Here is a 16,062-nt window from a genome sequence, read left to right on the forward strand (position 1 = left end):
GGCCGGGGGGGGGGGGGGGCGCCGCCCCCCCGCCCGCCGCCCGGACCTCCTCCTTCACCTTTTTTGCCAGTGCCTTTCCGTCCATGATGACCGCCGACACAAATCAGTCCTCCTTTTTCTCCGGTCCGCCCGGGCCCTCTCCAGCGTCCGCCCTGTGGGCGGCCAGCCGGTTCACATAAAGCTCAGACGGATCGTGCCGACGGAACTTCAGCTCATAGATCAATACAACAGCCGCCACGGCGGCAGAGACGATGGCCAGCACCTGGGAGGTGCGGATGGGGGCGCCGAACAGCTCCAGTCCGAAGAAATACAGGCTGTCCGTCCGCAGGCCCTCGATCCAGAACCGGCCCAGGCCGTACCACAGCACATAGCTCCAGAACACCTGGCCATCAAATTTCTTCCAGTGCTTTCCGATCCAGTAGATCAGAAAGATGCCCACAAAATTCCACAGGGACTCGTAGAAAAACGTAGGGTGCACCCCCAGGGTGCCGTCCAGGATGGCCTGATAGCCGTCCGCGTCCACCAGTCCCTGGGACAGCAGGGAGCTGGCGATGCTCTCCGAACACATCCGCCAGGGAAGTCCGGTGACGCCGCCGTAGGCCTCCACATTCATAAAGTTTCCCCACCGGCCGATGCACTGGCCGATCAGAAGGCCGTGGACCCCCAGGTCTGCAAAGGAGAAGAAGCTGATCTTCCGGATACGGCAGAACACGATCAAGGTCAGGGCGGCGGCAATGATGCCGCCGTAGATGGCCAGGCCGCCGTCCGTGATGCGGAAGATGGCCCCCCAGTTCAGGGAACCGTCCGCCTCCCGGTACAGGTCCAGATAGAAGAGTACGTAATAGACCCGCAGCCCCACCACGGAGAGGGGCACCGCGAAGATCAGCAGGTCCATGATCTGGTCGCTGTTCACGCCGAATCTGGGCGCCCACCGGCAGCACAGCAGGACGGCCAGCAGAAATCCGCAGCCGATGATGACCCCGTACCAGTACACCGGGTGGCCAAACAACGAGAAGGCCACCCGGTCAAGGTGGAACTCCAGCCCCAGTCCGGGAAATGTCACGATGTTGGTCATTCCACCGCTTCCTCTCTGGGCCGGACCACGGACAGGGCGGTGCGCTCCGGCGTGACCCAGCGGGCGATCATGGCCTGGGCGTCCTCCCTGGTCAGGCTGTCGTACACCTCCGGGAAGCGCAGGAAATCGCAGCCCTGGAAAAACGACTGGGCCTGACTGATGCAGATGTGCTCAAAGGAGTTCAGCGCCCGCACTCGGTTTCCGTAGGAGGATTTTTTCAGCCGCTCCCACAGCTCGGGGTCGATCCCCTCCCGTGCGATCCGCTCCGCCTCGGCGGCCACCGCCGCCCGCACTCCCTCCGGGTCCTTGCTCTCCCCCCCGGCACACAGGAAAGCGCAGCCGGGGTAGCTCTCATACCCGTAGGAGAAATTCCGGTTGACCAGCCCCTCCCGGTAGAGTCTGGCATACAGCGGGCCGGAGTTGCCCAGAAGTGCCTCACAGGCCAGCTCGCCCAGCAGCTGCTGGCGCAGGGCCCCCTCTCCCTCCGGGGCCGCCTCCCCCTTGAATCCCAGCTGGAACAGGGGGACCGAGACCTCCATCTCCCGCTGGATCATGGGCTGGCACACCTCCGCGGGCTCCTGGGCGCCGTAGTCCCCCCGGGCAACCGGCGCGCCGGGCCGCTCCGGCAGGATCTCCCGAGCCGCCTGGCAGATCTTCTCCGGGTCCACGTCCCCTGCCACGCACAGCACCATATTGGAGGGGTCGTAGAATGCCTTGTGGCAGGCGTAGAGGGTCTCAGCGGTGATGTGGGAGATGGACTCCGCCGAGCCCGCCACCGACACCCGCACCGGGTGCTTCTCGTAGAGGGCCTGCATCAGATCCATAAAGACCACCCAGTCCGGGTCGTCCTCGATCATGCCGATCTCCTGACCGATGATCCCCTGCTCCTTGTCCACGCTCTCCTTGGTGAAATAGGGAATGGAGACGAAGGAGAGCAGGATGCGCAGGTTCTCCTCGAATTTCTCTGTGCTCTCGAAATAGTAGCCTGTGATGGCGTTGCTGGTGAAGGCATTGGGGGAGGCGCCGTTGGCCGCCAGCTCCTGGAGGGCGTTGCCCTCCTTGGTGTCGAACATCTTGTGCTCCAGATAGTGGGCCACCCCCGCCGGAGTGTCCATATCCTGGCCATCCAGCTTGAACTTCATATCCATGCCTCCGTAATTGGTGGCAAAAAAGGCGTAGCTCTTCTGAAAGCCGGGCTTGGGCACCACAAAGATATGCAGCCCGTTGTCCAGCACCTGGTGGTACATCTGCTCCCCCACCCGGGGAAATTCCAGTTTCTCCATGGTTCAGCCCTCCGTTCCCTTCAGGAAGTAAATGGTGTCCAGTTCCAGCTTCTGAGCCGCCTGGGCCACCTGCTCCCGGGTGACCTGCTCCAGCTGGGCCACCAGCTCCTCGATGCCGGTCTCCAGACCGGCGGCCGTCTGGCCCAGCCAGAAGTCCTCCTGCCGGTCCTGGACATCCAGGGTGGCCAGGTGGGCGCCGATCATGGTGCGGCGGGTCCCCTCCAGCTCCCAGTCCTCCATGTTCCCCTGCCGGATCTCCTCCAGCTGATGGAGGATCTCGTCCCTGGCCTGCTGGAACTTGTCAAATTCGATCCCGGAGGAGACCAGGATCAGCCCCTTCATCTTCTCCAGGGTGGAGCTGGCGTAGTAGCACAGAGACAGCTTCTCCCGCACGTTCATAAAGAGCTTGGACAGGGTAGTGCCGCCGAATACGGCGTTGCACATGGCCATGGCGGGGTATTCCTCCTCCCAGCAGGTGACGCCGCCGGTGCGGAAGCCCATGGCCAGCTTGCCCTGGGTCACGTCCATGGACTCCTCCACCATGCTGGGCTCCGGTCCGGCGTGGAGCCGGACCTCGCAGTCCGGGCAGATCCGCCCCTCATTCACGGGGAGGGCGGACAGTGCCTCCTTCAGGGCGCGGGCCACCCGCTCCTCCTCCGCGGAACCGCAGTAGTACAGCTCGATCTGGGCGGTGGAGAGCAGCTGCTGATACCGCTCCCACAGAGAGCCCGGCGTGACGGCCGCGGCATGCTCCACATCCCCCAGCTTGTCCACCCCGAAGGCCTCCTCCCCGCACATCAGCTGTCCCAGGCGCAGGGTGGCGTAGGAGCGCTTGTCGTTGATCTGGCCCCGGATGCGGTCCACCAGATTGGCCCGTTCCCCGGACACATATTCCTCCGCAAAAATGCCGTCCTGAAGGCGGGGGCGGAGCAGCAGCTCCCCCAGCAGCCCCGCCGCGGGCTCCAGGATGGGCTCGCCCCCGGGCGCAAAGGCATCATCCAGAAAGCTGGCCACAAAGCCCAGGCACTGGGTCTCCCCCTTTTTCCGCACGATGGGCTCGATGGCGCCTCCGTACAGCTCGTCCAGGGCGGCGGAGAGGGACTCCATATCCGGGTGCTCCCGGGTCCCCCGGCGCAGCACCGGGAAGAGCAGGGCATTGGCCGCCGCCCGCTCCCGCTCCAGGGGGACCAGCATGGTCAGGCTGAGATAGCTGCTTTTGAATTTGTCGGTGTGGACTGTCCGCAGCCACACCCCGGGAAAGAGCTCCCGGCGCGTTACTTGAGTCATAGATCAGATTCCTTTCTCTGCACGAAAGGGGGCGTCCCCCTTTTCCTGTGGCCTTTCAGAAGGGAATTTCCTTCCTGGAAGCAGAACAGAGTTATCATACCACATCTTTCGCCGAAAAGCAAAGCTTTCCATTCCCGGGTACCGCTGTCACTTCCAGCCGGTGGTCCCCTGTCAGTTCCCGGAGGGGGACGCCGTCCCGGATCTCCCGGCCGTCCAGCCGGACGGAGAGCTCTCTCCCCCGGCTCACCTGGATGCTCAGCCGCCCCCGGTCCAGTTCCCACTCCCCGGTCCAGCCCGGCCAGTCCTCCGGCAGGTGGGGCTCCACAAACAAGCGGCCTTCCCGGACCTTCAGGCCCAGCAGCTCCTCCACCGCGGTGCGGTAGTACCACCCCGCCGCCCCGGTGTACCAGCTCCAGCCGCCCCGGCCCAGGTGCCCCGGGGCCGCATAGACATCGGCGGCCAGCACATAGGGCTCCGCCTGATAGATCTGCGTCCGGCGGCGCTCCGGCAGGAGGGCCCGCAGCAGCTCCAGCCCATCCTCCGTCCGGCCCAGGCGGAGGCAGGCCAGAGCCAGCCACACAGCCCCATGGGTGTACTGTCCCCCGTTCTCCCGCACGCCGGGCAGATAGCCCTTGATATAGCCCGGGTCCGGGCCCCTGTCCTGGAAGGGCGGATCGAACAGCTTCACTACCCCGGCCTGGGGCAGATAGAGCCGCTCCAGCGCGGCAGACACTGCCTGGCAGGCCCGCTCCCGGTCCGAGTCCTCCACCAGCGCGGCGAAGGACTGGGCAATGGAGTCGATCTCGCAGCTCTCCGCCCCCCGGGTCCCCAGGGGGGCCCCGCTGTCAAAATAGCCCCGGCGGTACCAGCTCCCGTCCCAAGCCGCCTCCGCGGCCTTCCGGTATCCCTCCGCCCGGCCCAGCAGCTCCTCCGCCAGCTGCGGCTCCTCCATATGCCGGCACACCGGCGCGAACTTCCGAAGCACCAGGGCGAGGAACCAGGTCAGCCACACAGACTCCCCCCGGCCTCCCGCCCCCACGCGGTTCATGCCGTCGTTCCAGTCTCCGCCTCCTATCAGGGCCAGGCCGTGGCTGCCCGCACCGCGCTCCATGGCGCACCGGATGGCCGCCAGGGCATGGCGGTAGACCGTGTCCTCTCGCTCCGAACACCGGGGCGTCTCATACCGCTCCCGCTCCCCCTCCCGCAGGGGCGGGGATTCCAGATAGCAGGTCTTCTCCCCGCACACGGACCAGTCCCCCGTCACCTCCAGATATTCCGCCAGCACATAAGGCAGCCACAGCAGGTCGTCGGTGATCCGGGTCCGGACCCCCGCCCCATGGGGCGGATGCCACCAGTGCTGCACGTCTCCCTCCGGAAATTGGCGGGAGGAGGCCAGCACCAGCTGTTCCCGGGCCCGCTCCGGCACAGTGAGCAGCAGGGCCCGCACGTCTTGGAGCTGGTCCCGGAAGCCGTAGGCTCCGCCATTCTGATACTGAGACGTGCGGGCCATCAGCCGGCAGGCCAGCACCTGATAGAGCGCCCAGCCGTTGAGATACCGGTCCAGCGCCGGCTCCGGGGTGGAGAAGCGCAGGGCGGACACCTTTTTCCGCCAGTCCAGCACGACCTGCTCCCCCTCTGCCTCCGCCCGTTCCGGCGGGAGGGCGTCCCAGCGGTGGACCAGCCCGCCCCGTTCCCCCGGCGCGCTCACCAGGACGGCCGGCAGTCCCTCCGCCACCGGGCAGGCGGACGCCTCTCCATCTCTCCTTTGGATGGACAGCGTCCCAGCACCTCCGGAGAGCGCGAAACGGAGCACCCGCTCCGGCCGGTCCGGGGGCACATGTCCCTCCGTCACCAGCAGGGTCTCCCCAAACCGCTTCTCCCAGCGGGCAAAGCCGGGGCCGTAGGTCACTGTACAGGGCAGGCCATCCCCGTCCGCGAAGACGGAGGCGCAGATGCCCCCTGTCTCCAGCAGCAGCCGCTCCTCCCCGCCCACGGCCAGCGGGTCGTTTTTCCAGCGGGTGAGGCGGCCCTCGTGGGCATTCTCCCTCCAGAGCAGGCCGTTGCCTGTCTCGTCGGTCAGCCATCCGAAGCTCTCTCCGCACAGGATCTGACTCCAGCCCACAGGGGGCAGGCGCTCCCCGGCGCGGATGACCACGCTGCCCGCCTGGTCAAAGTGCCAGGGGGCGGGCTCCGGGCGGACCGACACCGCCGGCGGAGGCGTCCAGTGCTCCGGCTCTTCCTCCATCAGTTCCAGGGGCAGGCGGGCGGAGGCCCAGGCCAGCACGGTGGGAAATCCCTCCCCGTGGTCCACCAGGTGGACCCCGCCCCGGGCCCCAAGGGCGGATTCCGCCCCCAGCGCCCGCAGCGCCTCCCTGACCGCAGTAAGCAGGGGACGGCGGTAGTCGCCCCCCTCCTCCGCCAGAAACACCAAGTCAAACGGCCAGCCGGCCCGGGTGAGGAACCGATGCTGGGCACACCACAGCCCGATCTTATCCTCTCCCACTCCTCCCTCCAGCGGCGCAGCCGCGATGGGCAGATCCCCGGAGATCCCGAACTGCCACAGCTCACACTGGGGCGGACGCCCCTCCGCTCCGGGCCGGACGGAGGCCAGATGGCGCAGCAAAGCAAAGGCCCCCAGGGCCTGGACCTGGTCCAGCCCCAGCCGCTGGGCAATGGGGGCCAGCATCCCGCCCGGCTCCTCCCGCCCCTCCAGCAGCCGCTGGGCGGTGTCGGCGGCGGCATCCAGCCGGTCCGAGACCCCCAATGCCAGGCGCAGGGCGCAGCTCTCCCCCGGCCGCAGGCGCACCGGCAGGCGCACCATCAGGCACGGGTCCAGCACCGCTCCCGTCTCCCCCTTCAGGGGCCCGGGCCCCCCGCCAGCCAGTGCCCGCAGGCCGCCCCGCCCCAGGGCCGCCTGCCGTGAGGTGGTGAATGTGCTCCCCTCCCCGTCCCACAGGGCCGCCAGCACCGGGTGCTCCTCCGCTCCCCTGGGGCGGCGGCGGAAGGAGACGCCGCCGGGGATGGCGCGGCTCTCCACAAACAGCTTGGAGAAGGCGGGGTGGGCCAGGTGATCCCGCTCCCCGCACAGCACGGGTTCCAGATAACACAGAAGCTCTCCCTCCAGCACGCCCTCTCCGTCCCAGTGCAGCTCCGCCCGGCGCAGCTCCCCGCTGCCCAGCCGGGCCAGGGCGAGGCCGGTGCGGGCGGTCAGGCCGCCCCGCTGACAGGTCCAGACGGCCCCGCCGTCATAGAACTCCCAGCTGTACCGGCAGTCTCCGCGGTACAGGGGGGCGGCGGTCAGGCCGATCACCCCCTCCGCCCCGGAGAAGAACCAGGACACCCCGGCAGGGGCCTGGTACTCCCCCGGCTCCGCCAGGGTGATGACATCCCGCCCCAGGCTGGAGCGGGTCTGTCCGTTATCGGCGGCAAAGACGCAGTATCCCCCCTCGGACACCAGGTGGCACCGTGGTGAGAGACGACCCGCCCCCTCCCCGGTCCGCAGCAGATCGGGCCCCTGGCGGCGGCGGGGGCGCTCCGGCGCCGCCCCGTCCCGGCGGCGCATGACAGGCGCTCCCACCGGGACCCGCTCCTGGAGCAGCTCCCGGTAGGCGGCCATGGTCCGGTCGGACAGGAAGCGCCGCTGCATCACGTCCTCCGTCAGGGCGTTGTCGATGGCCACCAGGCTCATGCCCAGGTGGTGGGCCATATAGGATCGGACGATCTCAAAGTTGCTGCCCCCTGACAGGCGGGAGGGGGTGAAGTCGGCCGCCTCATAGAGGCCGAACCGCCCCTCCAGCCCCAGGGCGCACAGCCGGCGCAGGTTACGCACCGCGCTTTTGGGGGCCATGGGGAGGGCGAGGAAGGAGGCGTAGGGCGCCACCACCAGCTCCTGGTCCAGCCCCCGCTTCAGACCCAGGGCCTGAACGCCGTGGGCCTTGTACTGATAAGTCATCCCCGGGTCAAAGGCGAAAAATCCCGATTCCGAGATCCCCCAGGGGGTGTGGGTCCTGGCCCCCCGGCGCTTCTGGGCATAGACGCAGAAGGCCAGCGACTCGTACATCAAGGAGTTCTCCTCACAGGGCAGCAGCAGATTGGGCATGAAATATTCAAACATGGTCCCGGTCCAGGAGGCCATGCCGCTGTAATCGTTGTCCCCCAGCAGCATCCGGCTCAGCCGGCGCCAGTGCCGGGGCGGGACCTCTCCCCGGGCCACGGTCACATAGCTGGTCTGCCGGGCCTCGCTGGCCATCAGGTCATAGTGGCCGGGGGTGGGACGGTCCCGCTCCGCCTCCCAGCCGATGAAAAACAGCCTGCCGTCGGGGTCGTACAGGGGGCGGAATTCCATGGCGCCGGACAGCGCCCGGGCCCGGGCGGCCAGCTCCCCCTCTCCCCACTCCTCCAGTCCCGCCGCCAGGGCGATCAGACTGCCGCACAGGTTCCCGCTGTCCACGGTGGAGATATACCGGGGGGCCATGGGCCTGGCAGAGACAGTGTCATACCAGTTGTAGAGGTGGCCCCGCCACTTCTCCAGCCCCTCCACGGTGTTCAGGACATGGCGGATCAGCCCCGCCCCCTGGTCCTGGGGCAGCAGGTCCAGATCCACCGCCGCCATCACGGAGAGCAGGGCCAGCCCGATGTTGGTGGGGGAGGTCCGGCGGGCCAGCCCCGCCGCCGGCTTCTCCTGCCAGTTGTCCGGCGGGAGCCAGTGGTCCTCCTCCCGGAGGAAGCTGGCAAAGTAGCGCCAGATCAGGGTGGCCTGGTGAAGCAGGAAGGCCCGGTCCCCCGGGGCCAGTCCCGCCCGCTTTCCACTGGGCCGGCTGATCCACCAGGCGGCGGCGGGAGCCGCCATCCACAGCAGCCCCGCCAGGCTGCCGATCCGCAGCTCCGCCAGCAGAAAGGTGGCCAGCCCTACGGCGGGGGAAAACCACTCCCGCCGGTAATAGGACCACAGACCGTTGCCGCCGCCCCGCTCCGACTGGTCTGCCGTCACCCAGGCCAGCAGGTCCCGGCCTGTCACCCCCATCCGCCACAGCGCGGTGCACACGGCGCAGGCGGACACCCAGGCGTGGTAGGGCAGGAACAGCAGCTGGAGGGCGGTCTGGAGCAGGGCTCCGGGCAGGCCGGCCACCACCGTGGAGTGGTAGCGTCCCCGGGCCCGCCCGCCCCGCCGGGCGGCCAGGTCCATCCCGGACAGGAGCAGATTGGAGGCGGCAGAGAGGATAGCGGCGCCGCCAGCGGCAGCCAGAGCTGCCCCGCTCCCGCAGATCCCCAGCACCAGGGCTGCCAGGGTAAAGATGGGGGAGAGAGAGCGGCGCAGGTTGTCCAGCAGCTTCCACCGTGCCAGCGGGGGCAGGGGATTTTTCTCACGCCCTCCCCTGCCGTCCGGCACCCGGGGGAACAGCCACGGCAGCAGCTGCCAGTCCCCCCTGATCCAGCGGTTCAGGCGGGCGTAGTAGGAACGCACCTGATAGGGAAATCCGTCTGTGAGCTCCACCTCCCCCAGCAGTCCGGCCCGGAGGTAGGAGCCCTCCAGCAGGTCATGGGACAGTACCCGCCCCTCCGGCACCCGGCGGTCCAGACAGGCATAGAAGGCGTCCACCTGGAAGATGCCCTTTCCCGTATAGGTCCCCTGGTCAAACAGGTCGTGGTACACGTCGCTGGCCGCGCTGCCATAGGGGTCCACTCCCCCCAGCCCGGCAAACACCCGGGAGAACAGGGAGCGGTTGGCGGCGGCCAGCTCCACCGCCACTCTGGGCTGGAGCAGGGCGTACCCCTCCGTGACCACCCGGCGCTCCCGGTCCACCTCCGGCTGATTCAGGGGATGGAGCATTGCCCCCACCAGCTCCCGGGCCGCGCCCACGTTCAGGCTGGTATCGCTGTCCAGAGTGATGACATAGCGGGTGTCCGCCAGGGCCCCCCGGTCTCCGGAGAGTACCTCCAGCCCGCTGGGGCGGTCCTTCAACAGCCGCACCAGCTCCACCAGCGCGCCCCGCTTCCGTTCCCAGCCCATCCAGCGCCCATCCCGGGCACTGTAACGGGGTTCCCGGAAAAAGAGGTAGAAGCCGCCCCCGTACTTCCGGTTCAGGCGGTCCACCTCCTTCCGGGCCTCCCGGACCCAGCTCCGCCCCTCCGCCCCCATGGGGGAATCCCGGTCGGGCAGATCGGCCAGCATCCCCAGCCGCAGCTCTCCGCCGCTGTCCCGGTTGGCCAGATGGTAGCGCTCCAGCTTTTCTGCCAGCTCACGGCCGCTCTCCTTTCCGGTCAGCAGGGCCGCGATGACGCAGAGGGTCCTCCCCTCCGGCGGGATGCCGGACTCCAGCGCCATGCGGTGGACCGGGCGCGGGGGCACCAGACGGACCAGAAGAAAGTCCGCGCTGTTTTTCACCAGATCGGACAGGGGGAAAAAGAGCAGCAGCCCCCCCACCCAGCTGTCCAGCAGCAGAGCCAGAGCGGCGGAGAGCAGGGCGGCAGAGAGCAGGACCAGCGGGCCGTAGCACGCCCCGGACCGTGTCCTTTTCTCCGCCCCCAGCGGGCGGCGGAAGAGGAACCAGCCCACGTGGCGCTCCGCCCCCGCCCCCTGCCGGGACAGCTCCAGGACCCGCCGGGCCGTCTCCTCCTCCCCCATGCCGCTCTTTCTCGCCAGACGGCACACCTGTCCCCGGTATCTCCGGCGTGTGGCGTCCTCCATGGAGCCATAACATCCCGCCGGGTCCTGGCGCAGGACAGCCTCCACCCGGCTCTCCGACTCCAGCAGCGCCCCCCAGTCCCCATCGGACAGGGCCCGCAGCCCGGCAAAGACAGACTCAAAGGGGGCGGGCCCTGTCTGCTCCTCCTGCAGCGCCGCCAGGTCCCCGCACAGACCACGCAGCTGACACAGCAGCGCCCAGGTCAGGGCGGGGACCAGCAGGGACAGCTCCCGTTCGGTGAGGGGCAGTACGGACTGGAACGCGGAGAGAAAGACCGTCAGGCGGCGGCGGTCCAGGTCGGGGACCGCCCAAAGCGCCGTCCGGGCGGCACACTGGAGAACAGACTGGCCGTTCCGGCAGCGTCGCAGGGGCCTGCCCCTGCGGAAGGCCCGCTCCGCCATCCGCCCCTCCCGCGCCGCCAGATAGGCGTTGTCCAGCAGCCACTCCACCGCTCCCGGCGTGCGCCCGCTCTCCTCGGCCCAGCGGGCCAGCTCCTGCCGGGCGCGCTCCACCTCGGCCAGCGCGCGCCGCATCTCCCGGGCCACAGTCCCCGGGCGGACCGCTCCCTCCAGCTCCAGTGCCCGGGCGGCGTTGGCCCCGTATCGGGACAGATGGGGTTCATCCATGGGAACATGGGCGGTGTTCGAAGCAGACATGGCGGCTCCTCCTGAATCATCATACCGTTTTTTGGGCGATCATTATGGATTTTGCCCCGGTGCCGTGGGAATATACCCCCGCCAAGTGTACAGATTTTTTACTTGACAAGGGGGCTCTGTTATGGTATGATTCCGAATGTAAAGTTTTTGAGCTTTACGACATCTCAACAGGAGGTGGAACAGTTTGAAAAGTCAGGCCTATCGCATGGCCCTGCTGTACGATTTTTACGGCGACGTGCTCACCGAGCGGCAGAAGGAGTTTTACGACCTCTACTATAACGAGGATCTTTCACTCTCCGAGATCGCGGAGAACAGCGGCATCACCCGCCAGGGCGTCCGGGACGTGATCGTCCGGGCCGAGGCCATCCTCACCGATCTGGAGGATAAGACCGGCCTGATCAAGCGGTTCCACGCCATGCACAAGCAGCTCCAGCAGATCGCTGAGGACGCGGAAAAGATCCTGGAGCGCAACGGCAGCTATGACGACCCAGACATCGAGGCGGCGGCCCGGGAGATCCGGGAGCTGGCCCAGGTGCTTCAAAAGGAGTAACCATGGCGTTTGAAGGACTTTCTGAAAAGCTCTCCGCCGCATTCAAAAAGCTGCGGGGCAAGGGCCGTCTCTCCGAGGCCGACGTCAAGGAGGCTATGCGGGAGATCCGCCTGGCCCTGCTGGAGGCGGACGTCAGCTACAAGGTGGTCAAGCAGTTCATCGCTCAGGTGACCGAGCGGGCCGTGGGCTCCGACGTGCTGGAGGCCCTCTCCCCCGCCCAGACGATCATCAAGATCGTCAACGAGGAGCTTACCGCCCTGATGGGCGGCACCAGCACCAAGCTGGAGATCTCCTCCAAGCCCCCCACGGTGGTGATGCTGGTGGGCCTTCAGGGTGCGGGCAAGACCACCAACGGCGCCAAGCTGGCCGGCCTGATGAAGCGTCAGAACGGCAAGCGGCCCCTGCTGGCCGCCTGCGATATCTACCGCCCCGCCGCCATCAAGCAGCTGGAGGTGGTGGGCGGACAGCTGGACATCCCGGTGTTCCAGATGGGTCAGACCGACCCGGTGGACATCGCCAGAGCCGCCATCGAGCACGCCAGGCAGCACGGCAACGACATGGTGTTCCTGGACACCGCCGGCCGGCTCCATGTGGACGAGGAGCTGATGGACGAGCTCAAGCGCATCAAGGCCGCCGTGGAGCCCACGGAGATCCTGCTGGTGGTGGACGCCATGATCGGCCAGGACGCAGTGAACGCGGCCAAGGCCTTTGACGACGCACTGGACATCGACGGCGTCATGCTCACCAAGCTGGACGGAGACGCCCGGGGCGGCGCGGCCCTCTCCATTAAGGCAGTCACCGGCAAGCCCATCAAGTTCGTGGGTGTGGGGGAAAAGCTGGACCAGATCGAGGTCTTCCACCCTGACCGGATGGCCAGCCGTATCCTGGGCATGGGCGACATGCTCTCCCTCATCGAGAAGGCGGAGCAGAACTTCGACAGGCAGAAGGCCCTGGAGTTCCAAGAGAAGCTGCGGAAAAACAAATTCACGCTGACCGATTTCTATGAGCAGATGGCTCAGCTGAAGAATATGGGCTCCCTGTCCGAGATCGCCGGGATGCTCCCCGGCGTCAAGGCCTCCGATCTGGAGGGGGCCTCCATGGACGAGTCCCTGCTGGGGCGGATGGAGGCCATCATCCTTTCCATGACCCCCTATGAGCGGGAAAATCCCAATGTGCTCAACTCCAGCCGCAAGCGGCGCATCGCCGCCGGGTCCGGCACCCAGGTGGTGGACATCAACCGGCTGCTGAAGCAGTTCGAGATGATGCAGGCCATGACCAAGCAGTTCGCCGGCGGCAAGATGCCCAAGTCCATGCGCCGCCTGATGGGCAAAAAGGGCGGCAAGGGCATGCTGGGCGGCAAGATGCCCGGCCTCCCCTTCTGACTCCCCGACGGCAGAAAGGAGCTCGGACCATGAAAAAGTGGACCTTTTTCGATCAGATGCTTGCCAGCTTCCTGGTCATCGTTATCTCATCCATCCTGTCAGCCCTGCTCCATCTCCCCATTGTGGGCCGTCTGGCCTTTCTTCTGGTGGGGGCCGGCTTCGTTCTCCACCCGGTGGTCCCGGTAAACATCTCCATCCAGTGGGGAGCGCGGGCCCTATGGTTCCCCCGCCTGCTGGGGGCATCCTTTCTCCTGTTCGGGCTGCTGGCCCAATTTTGAACGCTGGCAAACACTTCGGTGTTTTCCATATACGCAAGAAATTTTTGGAGGTGAATATAAATGGTTAAAATCAGACTGCGCCGCATGGGCGCGAAGAAGGCTCCCTTCTACCGTATCGTGGTGGCGGATTCCCGCTATCCCCGTGACGGCCGTTTCATCGAGGAGATCGGCACCTACAACCCTCTGACCACCCCCGCCGAGCTGAAGGTGGACGCCGAGCGGGCTCAGGCCTGGATCAAGACCGGTGCTCAGCCCACCGACACCGTCCGCTCCCTTCTGAAAAAGGCCGGCGCGCTGTAAGGCTGGAGGTCTGTCAGGCAAATGAAAGAGCTTTTGACCTATGTCGCCCAGAATCTGGTGGACCACCCCGATCAGGTGTCTGTCACCCAGCATGAGAGCGACGGCGAGACCGTGCTGGAGCTCCGTGTGGCTCCGGAGGATATGGGGAAGGTGATCGGCCGTCAGGGCCGCATCGCCAAGGAGATCCGCACCCTGATCCGCTCCGTGGCCCAGCGCACCGGTCAGCGTGTCTCCGTCGAGATCGTCGACTAGACAGTTATGGCGCAGGGAGATCCTGCGCCATTGTCTTACCCCGGAGGAAAGGAGAATCCCCATGAAAGAACAGTATCTGGAGGTCGGAAAGATCACCAACGTCCACGGCATTATGGGCGAGGTGCGGGTACAGCCCTGGGCGGACTCCCCGGACTTTCTCTGCCAGTTCAAGACCCTCTATGTGGACAGCTCCCACTGGCCCATCCAGGTGGAGCGGGCCCGGGTCCACAAAAACATGGTCATCCTGAAGCTGCAGGGCGTCACCGATGTCAACAGTGCTCTGGCCATGCGCAACGCCGTGCTGTACATCGACCGGAAGGATGTCCAGCTCCCGGAGGGCAGCTTTTTCCTGGCTGACCTGATGGGAATGGAGGTCCGGGACGCCGCCAGCGGCGCGGTGCTGGGACAGATCGCGGACATTCTCACCCTGCCCGCCAACAATGTGTATGTAGTCCGCGGCGGCGCCCGGGAGCTGATGATCCCCGCGGTGGACCAGTTCATCGCGGAGGTCAACGTGGATGAGGGATACCTCCGGGTCAACATGATGGAGGGCCTGTGATGCGCCGCACCGTCCTCTACATCTCCATGAGCCTGGACGGCTGCCTGGCCCGCCCGGACGGGGATGTCTCCTGGCTGGCCGGCCAGGACCCTGATGACCCGGACCCGGGGACCTACCCCGCCTTTCTCTCCACAGTGGACACCGTGGCCATGGGCTGGACCACCTACCACCAGGTGGTCACCCAGCTCTCTCCCGACAGCTGGCCCTACCGGGGATTGGACTGCTATGTGCTCACCCACCGCCCCCTCCCTCCCCAGACGGAGAAGATCCAGGCTTTCAGCGGTCCGGCCCACCAGTTGGTGGAACAGCTGAAGCGGGAGCCCGCCGGGCGGGACATCTGGATCTGCGGCGGCGCCGACACGGCCGCCCAGCTGATCCGGAAAAACGCCATCGACCGGTATGTGGTCTCTGTGATCCCCGTGATCCTGGGGGAGGGCATCCCCCTCTTTTCCCGCGGGCTGCCCCAGCAGGACCTGCGTCTGGTCTCCGCCGCCCACAGCAACGGGATCGCCGAGCTGGCCTATGAACCCCGCTGACCCGCCGCTAGCCCCGCCTGTATGAAACGCAGGCGGGGTTTTCCGTTTCCTGTACAGGGGCGGGGAGCCGCCCCGCCCCTGATCGGACTCAGCGGAGTGTTGATTGGACCGGCAGGGGACACCACCCTCATCCGTCGCGGCATCCGCCGTGACACCTTCCCCACCCAGGGGGGAAGGCTTTGAGGGCAGCTCCGGGGGCTGCCCCTGCGAGATATCTTCGGCTTTTGCGCAGGGGCGCACATCGTGCGCCCGCCGTCCGGCTCGATGAGGGCATCAGGCCCTGTCCGCTCCCGCGGAGCCGCTCTCTTTCCCGGCCGGGAATTGACCCCGGCCGGCCCCGGTGCTATAATAAACCATCACACATGCAGGGGGACTTGCCCCCGGAACAGGAGATACCTATGGGAATGAAGACCAGCGCCGTCTGGGCAGACGGCACCTTTGAGAGCAACACCGCCCCCCTGATGGGGCCTTTGGAGGACTGCGCCCGCCGGGCGGCGGAGCTGGGCTATGACGCCCTCTCCCTGACGGTCAACCGCCCCGGCGAGCTGGATGCCGCCTATGTCCGCCGCGTGCTGGGAGAGTACGGCCTGACCGCATCGGGACTGGCTACGGGACGGATCTACACCGTAGACGGCCTGGGCCTGGGCCTGGCGGACCAGGAGCGGCGCCAGGCCGCGGTGGACCGGATGCTGTCCCACGCGGAGCTGTGTGCCCAGCTGGGGGGCGCCAAGCTGATCGTAGGCGCCATCCGGGGCTGGACCCGGGATGCCGGCGGCCGCGAGGCCTATGAGCCTCTGTTCCGCTCCAGCATGGAGTCCATCCTGGCCCGCGCGGAACAGCTGGGCATCCAGGTGGCCTTCGAGGCCATCAGCCGCATCGACTCCGACGCCTACTGCTCCCTGTCCGAGACCGCGGAGTTCATCCGCTCCTTCCGCTCCCCTGCCCTCCGGCTCCAGGTGGACTCCATCCATCTCCACACCAACGGGGAGACGGATTTCTACCAAGGGCTGCTGAAGGCGGGCGACCTCATCGGACAGGTGGACATCTCCGATGTGGACCGCATGGCCCCAGACGGCAGGCACTTTGATTTTCCGCTGTTGATCCAGGCCCTGAAGGAGACCGGATTCCAGGACTATCTGGTCTTTGAGTTCCGTGCCAATCCCCCTGCCGACGCGGCCAAGGCCGGGCTGGACTACATCCGCGCTCTGCTGTGAACGG

12 protein-coding genes are annotated in these 16,062 nt (G+C 66.9%); 8 read left to right on the top strand and 4 right to left on the bottom strand.

Annotated features, from left to right (window positions below; genetic code table 11):
- Positions 1-103: 103 nt before the first annotated feature.
- The 4 genes from lgt to NE584_RS12200 form a co-directional block, all read right to left on the bottom strand.
- Positions 104-1,075, bottom strand: a complete 972-nt coding sequence (lgt, locus tag NE584_RS12185) for a prolipoprotein diacylglyceryl transferase (protein ID WP_050624712.1) — start codon at positions 1,073-1,075, stop codon at positions 104-106.
- Positions 1,072-2,358 carry a pitrilysin family protein gene (locus tag NE584_RS12190; protein ID WP_050624711.1) on the bottom strand — a complete coding sequence of 429 codons (1,287 nt, stop codon included), beginning with the start codon at positions 2,356-2,358 and terminating at the stop codon, positions 1,072-1,074. Before NE584_RS12190 ends, lgt begins: the two co-directional genes overlap by 4 nt.
- A 3-nt stretch (positions 2,359-2,361) precedes the next feature.
- Positions 2,362-3,645 carry a pitrilysin family protein gene (locus tag NE584_RS12195; protein ID WP_108981269.1) on the bottom strand — a complete coding sequence of 428 codons (1,284 nt, stop codon included), beginning with the start codon at positions 3,643-3,645 and terminating at the stop codon, positions 2,362-2,364.
- A gap of 94 nt (positions 3,646-3,739) precedes the next feature.
- Positions 3,740-10,987, bottom strand: coding sequence for a glucoamylase family protein (locus NE584_RS12200; RefSeq protein WP_256182937.1), 7,248 nt, complete (start codon positions 10,985-10,987; stop codon positions 3,740-3,742).
- A gap of 184 nt (positions 10,988-11,171) precedes the next feature.
- On the opposite strand from NE584_RS12200, the gene ylxM reads away from it, so the two are divergent.
- From ylxM to NE584_RS12240, 8 genes are all read left to right on the top strand, one after another.
- Positions 11,172-11,537, top strand: a complete 366-nt coding sequence (gene ylxM, locus NE584_RS12205; protein WP_050624707.1) for a YlxM family DNA-binding protein — start codon at positions 11,172-11,174, stop codon at positions 11,535-11,537.
- Between the two features lie 2 nt (positions 11,538-11,539).
- Complete coding sequence (gene ffh, locus NE584_RS12210) at positions 11,540-12,919, top strand: signal recognition particle protein (RefSeq protein ID WP_050624706.1); 1,380 nt, start codon at positions 11,540-11,542, stop codon at positions 12,917-12,919.
- Between the two features lie 29 nt (positions 12,920-12,948).
- Positions 12,949-13,197: a hypothetical protein gene (locus NE584_RS12215; protein ID WP_256182938.1), complete on the top strand. Its 249-nt coding sequence runs from the start codon at positions 12,949-12,951 to the stop codon at positions 13,195-13,197.
- A 60-nt stretch (positions 13,198-13,257) separates the two neighbouring features.
- Positions 13,258-13,497, top strand: coding sequence for a 30S ribosomal protein S16 (gene rpsP, locus NE584_RS12220; protein WP_050624704.1), 240 nt, complete (start codon positions 13,258-13,260; stop codon positions 13,495-13,497).
- A 21-nt stretch (positions 13,498-13,518) separates the two neighbouring features.
- Complete coding sequence (locus tag NE584_RS12225; protein ID WP_050624703.1) at positions 13,519-13,749, top strand: KH domain-containing protein; 231 nt, start codon at positions 13,519-13,521, stop codon at positions 13,747-13,749.
- Between the two features lie 61 nt (positions 13,750-13,810).
- Positions 13,811-14,308 carry a ribosome maturation factor RimM gene (gene rimM / locus NE584_RS12230; RefSeq protein WP_050624702.1) on the top strand — a complete coding sequence of 166 codons (498 nt, stop codon included), beginning with the start codon at positions 13,811-13,813 and terminating at the stop codon, positions 14,306-14,308.
- The gene (locus tag NE584_RS12235; RefSeq protein WP_256182939.1) at positions 14,308-14,844 is read left to right on the top strand and encodes a dihydrofolate reductase family protein; all 537 of its coding nucleotides are present in this window, start codon (positions 14,308-14,310) and stop codon (positions 14,842-14,844) included. Before rimM ends, NE584_RS12235 begins: the two co-directional genes overlap by 1 nt.
- A 398-nt stretch (positions 14,845-15,242) precedes the next feature.
- On the top strand, positions 15,243-16,058 hold the full coding sequence (locus NE584_RS12240; protein WP_157954758.1) for a sugar phosphate isomerase/epimerase: 816 nt from the start codon (positions 15,243-15,245) through the stop codon (positions 16,056-16,058).
- Positions 16,059-16,062 lie beyond the last annotated feature (4 nt).

This window comes from Clostridium sp. DFI.5.61 (genome assembly GCF_024462915.1).
Lineage (GTDB): Bacteria > Bacillota > Clostridia > Oscillospirales > Oscillospiraceae > Lawsonibacter > Lawsonibacter asaccharolyticus.

Bases quoted from the DNA above. Each gene is read 5' to 3' on its own strand.
- rimM (WP_050624702.1), top strand. From the start codon at position 13,811: ATGAAAGAACAGTATCTGGAGGTCGGAAAGATCACCAACGTCCACGGC.
- ffh (WP_050624706.1), top strand. From the start codon at position 11,540: ATGGCGTTTGAAGGACTTTCTGAAAAGCTCTCCGCCGCATTCAAAAAG.
- NE584_RS12200 (WP_256182937.1), bottom strand. From the start codon at position 10,987: ATGTCTGCTTCGAACACCGCCCATGTTCCCATGGATGAACCCCATCTG.
- NE584_RS12215 (WP_256182938.1), top strand. From the start codon at position 12,949: ATGAAAAAGTGGACCTTTTTCGATCAGATGCTTGCCAGCTTCCTGGTC.
- lgt (WP_050624712.1), bottom strand. From the start codon at position 1,075: ATGACCAACATCGTGACATTTCCCGGACTGGGGCTGGAGTTCCACCTT.
- NE584_RS12195 (WP_108981269.1), bottom strand. From the start codon at position 3,645: ATGACTCAAGTAACGCGCCGGGAGCTCTTTCCCGGGGTGTGGCTGCGG.
- NE584_RS12240 (WP_157954758.1), top strand. From the start codon at position 15,243: ATGGGAATGAAGACCAGCGCCGTCTGGGCAGACGGCACCTTTGAGAGC.
- NE584_RS12225 (WP_050624703.1), top strand. From the start codon at position 13,519: ATGAAAGAGCTTTTGACCTATGTCGCCCAGAATCTGGTGGACCACCCC.
- NE584_RS12190 (WP_050624711.1), bottom strand. From the start codon at position 2,358: ATGGAGAAACTGGAATTTCCCCGGGTGGGGGAGCAGATGTACCACCAG.
- rpsP (WP_050624704.1), top strand. From the start codon at position 13,258: ATGGTTAAAATCAGACTGCGCCGCATGGGCGCGAAGAAGGCTCCCTTC.
- NE584_RS12235 (WP_256182939.1), top strand. From the start codon at position 14,308: ATGCGCCGCACCGTCCTCTACATCTCCATGAGCCTGGACGGCTGCCTG.